This window comes from Pseudoalteromonas sp. SR45-5, from assembly GCF_014163565.1.
Taxonomy (GTDB): domain Bacteria; phylum Pseudomonadota; class Gammaproteobacteria; order Enterobacterales; family Alteromonadaceae; genus Pseudoalteromonas; species Pseudoalteromonas distincta.
Genome location: NZ_JACJDN010000249.1, coordinates 1 through 5,474 on the forward strand (window position 1 = coordinate 1; position 5,474 = coordinate 5,474).

4 protein-coding genes are annotated in these 5,474 nt (G+C 40.4%); all 4 read right to left on the reverse strand.

Annotated elements, in window-relative coordinates:
• Positions 1 to 23: 23 nt before the first annotated feature.
• On the reverse strand, positions 24 to 1,547 hold the full coding sequence (locus H5072_RS10730; protein WP_182693516.1) for an FAD-dependent oxidoreductase: 1,524 nt from the start codon (positions 1,545 to 1,547) through the stop codon (positions 24 to 26).
• 227 nt (positions 1,548 to 1,774) lie between these two features.
• A complete protein-coding gene (locus H5072_RS10735) occupies positions 1,775 to 2,968 on the reverse strand; it encodes an alginate export family protein (RefSeq protein WP_182693517.1) in 1,194 nt (397 codons plus the stop codon).
• Between the two features lie 9 nt (positions 2,969 to 2,977).
• Positions 2,978 to 4,720: a bifunctional protein-serine/threonine kinase/phosphatase gene (locus tag H5072_RS10740; RefSeq protein WP_182693518.1), complete on the reverse strand. Its 1,743-nt coding sequence runs from the start codon at positions 4,718 to 4,720 to the stop codon at positions 2,978 to 2,980.
• Between the two features lie 13 nt (positions 4,721 to 4,733).
• The coding region (locus H5072_RS10745; RefSeq protein ID WP_182693519.1) for an MFS transporter at positions 4,734 to 5,474 on the reverse strand (741 nt) is incomplete at its 5' end.

Sequence of the window (5,474 nt, forward strand, 5' to 3'; positions counted from 1 at the left end):
GCTCTCTTTTAATGTGCTTTAATTTATGCGAGCTGTTTAACAGGCTCATTAAGGGTAACTACGTTAATAGTGTTACTTGCTTTAGCGAGTGCGCTGTTTATTACGTTTTGAACGAGCTTTTCACACCCTCCACAGCCTGTACTGGCTTTGGTGCTTTGCTGCACACTTGCCAAATCTATGCAGCCTTTAGCGACTGTTTGTTCAATGGTGTGTTTAGTTACTTTATGACACGCGCAAATAATGGCGTTATCAGGCAAGTCATCGGCGCTTAGCTCTGCTATGTCGCCGGCAAGGGGCATAATGAGCGCTTCGGGAGCGGTGGTAAGTTCAATGTCGGTTAAATGATATTGCAGCAAATTGTCGTAATCGCTGGTATCGCCAACAAGTACCGCGCCAATCAGCTTATTACTTTGTGAATTGGTGACTATTTTTTTATAAATACCATTGGCTTGGTCTTCAAAATAATAGCTTATTGCACCTTCGCTTCTTGCATGTGCATCGCCAATAGAGCCTACTTCAACACCCATTAATTTAAGCTTGGTGCTCATATCGGCACCGCTAAATTCATCGGCTTTATTGTCTAAGCCAGTACTTTGCAAGGAACCTTGCTGCGTATCTTGTAAAATATGACCAACTGCTATTTTAGCCATGGCGTAACCAGGTGCCACTAAGCCAAAAATAAAATTATTCCACAGTGCACATTCACCAATAGCGTATATGTTTTTGTCGCTCGTTTGGCAGTGGTTATTAATTACAATACCGCCGCGCTCACCTATCTCTAAATTAAACTCGCGGGCTAAATTATCATAAGGGCGAATACCTGCCGAAAATACAATCATGTCGGTTTCAAGGGTTTTACCGCCCTTAAAACACATTTTGTAACGGCAACTTTCACCTTCTACTATTTCCTCAGTTGCTACCGATGTATGCACAGTAACACCTAAATCTGTAATTTTGTTTTTTAGTAGCCGACCGCCACCAGCATCAACTTGTACACCCATAAGTTGCGGTGCAAATTCTATTACGTGAGTATGTAAACCCAATTGCTTTAATGCGTTTGCAGCTTCAAGCCCCAGTAAACCGCCACCAATTACCACGCCTACTTTGCTGCCGTGGGCTGAATTTTTTATTGCGTGTAAATCGTTAATGGTGCGATAAACAAGGCAATGCTCGCGATCTTTACCCGGTATAGGCGGTACAAATGGGAATGAACCTGTAGCAAGCACAAGTTTGTCGTATTCAAACAATTCCCCTTTAGCGGTCGTTACAGTTTGCGTATCACGATTTATATCAACCACTTTAGAATGAGTATGAAAGCGTACTTGCCAATCGTCATAGGTTTTATTACATGTAAGTGCGAGGTCGTCTGCGGTTTTGCCTTTAAAAAAAGAGGATAGTTGTACACGGTCATACGCTAAACGGTCTTCACCGCTAAGTACCGTAATTTCAAATTGCTCATCAGCTTGATTTTGAGAAACTAGCTGCTGCACAAAATGGTGCCCGACCATTCCGTTTCCTACCACTACAACACGCTGCTTGCTTAACATTCACCCACCTTAAAGTGATACCTATTTTAGTAATTGACTAAAATTGAAATCGAATAATTTGTTATAGGTTTGTTATAGCAATATGTAAGCCAAATATATAAGCATTTAAAATCAGCAAGTTGCCTACATTGGTGCAGAGGTGAAAAGCATAAAGTCCCACAAGATGGTGCAATTGCACCATCGTGTGTCGCTATAAATTACAAGTGAATATTAGAAGATAGAGAGGGTTAAAATTTAGCGCTCATCCATACCCACAATTTTTGAGTATCGACTTTATTAGCAGCAGTATCGCCCGCTGAGTAATCAGCATACTTAACACCTACTGCGTATTGTTTATTAATAGGTTTAACGTATTGTACGTTTAGTTCACTGCCTAAATCGTCAACCCCATTTGATTGCTCATTAGCATCAAAACTGTGATAAGCCACCAGCCATTTTCCGTCAAACGCTTTACCGTTTAAGCTTATGTAAGTGTCGTCCAAACCTTGTGTGGGTGTATTTAAAAACGTATCTGTCCAACCATTAAATTTATGTAACGTGGCAAGCGGTGTTGCAAACCCGTAATCGCCATTATCAGAGCCAAGTGACTCTATGCCAACTTTTAATGTTACTGTTTTTATGCCCAACCCATTTAAATCGACAGCGCCTTCAAGTGCATAGTAATCGGCATCAAAATCACTCACGCTTGTTGAAGCAGACTGCGTTGCATAATCCGCTTTGTAATAAAATTTTATGTCGTTTAGGGTTTTATTACCGTTAAAAGAAACGCCATAAGTATCTAAACTGTCGTCTTGTAGTGCATCGTCACTTAATAAGTAACTGTATAAAACCACTTTACCGTAGTCTGTTTTAAAGCTTGAATTAATTAGATGATCGGACGATTTAATGTCTTTATCGTCAGCAAATATGCGGTTACGCTTATTTAAATAACTGTACTGTAAATCTATGTTATTAAATGCGTAATTAATGGTTGCTGCATCAAAGGTTTGTCTGTCTTGGCGCCAACCTACGTGCCCAACAAAACGCTGCCCATCAAGGGCTATTACTTGGCGTCCTACTTTTAGCGATAGACCATCGCGGGCATATTTAACAAAACCTTGATCTATCTCAGTGTTTTCTGGGTCTGCAATAACAGAGTAATTAGTATTTTTCCCCACCGTATTGTTGTAATCATCTACGCCCAATAGGCTGCGAGTGTCTTCTACTTCAATAAGGGCTGAAAAACCATTCACCACATCTGTTTGATGCGTTAAGCGGGTTCTAAGTGTTAAACCGCTTGCATCTTTTAAGGCATTGTTTTGATCAACGCTTTCAAAACGCAGTCTAAAATCAAGATCAGTTTGCGAAGCTTGGCTTATTGAAGGCGCAGTGAAGCAACCCAGTATAAAAATAATAGGTAAGTTGTTCTTATAGTTAAGCATTTTGGTTCTCTAAGTTTTAATTATTAATACACATACCAAAGCAATAAATAAACACAGCGAAATACATTTCCACACCATAACTGGATCGCGTTTCATTATTGAACTTTTATTAGCGGTACTTTCTAAATAAGGATTAGGTTTGTTGATATCGTTTATAAACTCAGAAAAAGCTTGGTATCTGAGCTCAGGTTTAGGGGCAAGTGCCTTCATAAGGGCTTGATCTAACCAAAACGGAATATCGGCTCTGTATTTACGAATACTTGTGTAGTGCCAATGGCTGTAATCTTTTGGCGCTACGTGGTTAAGTGGCAGTGGTTTATAAGGTAATTTTGAGCACAATAACTCATATGCAATCACGCCAAGTGAAAACAAATCACTTTTAAAATCGGCGTGCATAGTAATAAGTGTTTCGGGTGCGGTGTAATCGGCTGTGCCTTGCGGGCAATCATCCGCAATTTGTTTAACCGACTCGTCCATAGCCGCAACACTTACTGTGCCGTAATCAATGAGCGTTACTTTACCATGCGCATCTATCATTACATTATCGAGCTTTAAATCACGATGCACCATATCGAGTCGCTGAAACGCCCTTAGTGCATGTACTATTTGTTCAATAATACTGCGTACTTGGGTTATTTCTGGGTGCGGCACGTCGTGCTTCCAATCACTGAGTGTTTGCCCGTCCATGTACTCACAAATATGATACAAAAAACGACTCTGCGATTGCGTACTCAGTACTTTCATCACGTTTAAATGGTTTATGCGTTGCCCTACCCAGCCTTCTCTTATAAAGCCTTGAAGGTAGTGCACATCGTCTTCAAAATTAACCGAAGGTGCTTTTAAAACCACTGGCGGTATATCGGGCGCTTGTTGCACTAAATAAATGTGTGAGCGACTACTGGCATGTAATTTACGAATAACCGTGTAGTCATCAATTTTTTGCCCAACATTAAGCGCAGGTGGAATTTTTCGTCGTGTTAGCGAATGGTAAAGTTCATCTAACTTTTGCTCGGCAATATTTTCTACTTTTACCAGTAAACAACTTACGTTGTCGTCACTGCCTCGTGCTAATGCAAGTTCGGTAATTGCTTTAGCTGCATTTTCTAAATTAGTGTACTCGTTAATTAATTTAGCTATATCACTACTTGGGAGCACATCGTGTACGCCATCGCAGGTTAATATATAAATATCGTCTGCTTTTAGGTCAACTTCGTATACATCTATTTCTTGATGAAGTTGCGCGCCAAGTGCACGCGTTAGCGTATCGTTTACTTTGTGATCCCGTGTTATTGGCTCTATTTTATTTCCTCGCAAGCGAGTAATACGCGTATCACCTAAGTGAAATATATAACCCGTTGCCGACTTTAAAATAAGTGCTGTAAAAGTCGTCATCCAATCGGCTTGGCGCTGACCTAAGTGATTGTAATTAACCGATTGCGAATAAAGCCACTGATTTAAACTTGCTAACACCTTCGACACTGACTTTTTAACCGCCCAACTTTCGGGGGTATTTAAATACTCATTTATAAAATGAGTAACCGAAAGTTGAGACGCTTGTTTAGCATTTTTTGCTGATGAACACCCATCGGCTAAGCAGGCAATAACGCCTTTAGACTCTTTTTCTTGCGCTTTGGTATTAAGAGCTGCAAACGCATCTTGGTTTTCTGCTTTTAACCCTTTAGCACTGTGCCCGCCAAATGAAACGTTGAGTTCATTTTTTAGCGATTTAGCGTGGAGTGTTTCATCAAACATAGTCAATAATGCCTTAAGTCACTGAAATAAGTTCAACGGTGCCGTCTTCATTTACTTCGGTAATATGGCCATCTGGTTCTCTCATAAAAAACAGTGCAGCTAGACCAAGTAATGCACTACCCGCAATAATGAAAAAGAAAGTTTGATAATCAACAAGTGACAATGCCGTTAAGTACACTACTGCACCTACATTACCGTAAGCACCTGTCATCCCAGCTATTTGCCCAGTTAAACGGCGCTTAATTAGCGGTACTGCCGCAAATACAGCACCTTCACCAGCTTGCACAAAGAACGAACACGCCATAGCTGCAACAACTGCAAGCCATAAAGGCCACGATGCATCAACCAAGCCCATTACAAAATAACCAACAGCAAGACCCGTCGTAAGTACAATAAGGGTTATACGGCGACCTAATTTATCTGAAATCCAACCGCCACCTGGGCGAGATGCTAAATTCATAAATGCATAAGCAGAGGCTAAAATACCCGCGTAGACCATATCAAGCGCAAATACATCCATAAAAAACAGCGGTAACATAGATACAACCGCAAGTTCAGAACCAAAGGTTGTGAAATATAAAATATTTAAAACAGCCACTTGCTTAAATTCATAACGATGAGACTCAGGTACAGGCTCTTTAAAAATATGACCATTTACGTCAAAGGTTTTATACACTTCGTAAATATAAAGCAGAACTAAAAAAGCATACACGGCAAGTACAAAGTTAGCCGAAATTAGGTTAGCACCGGTTGG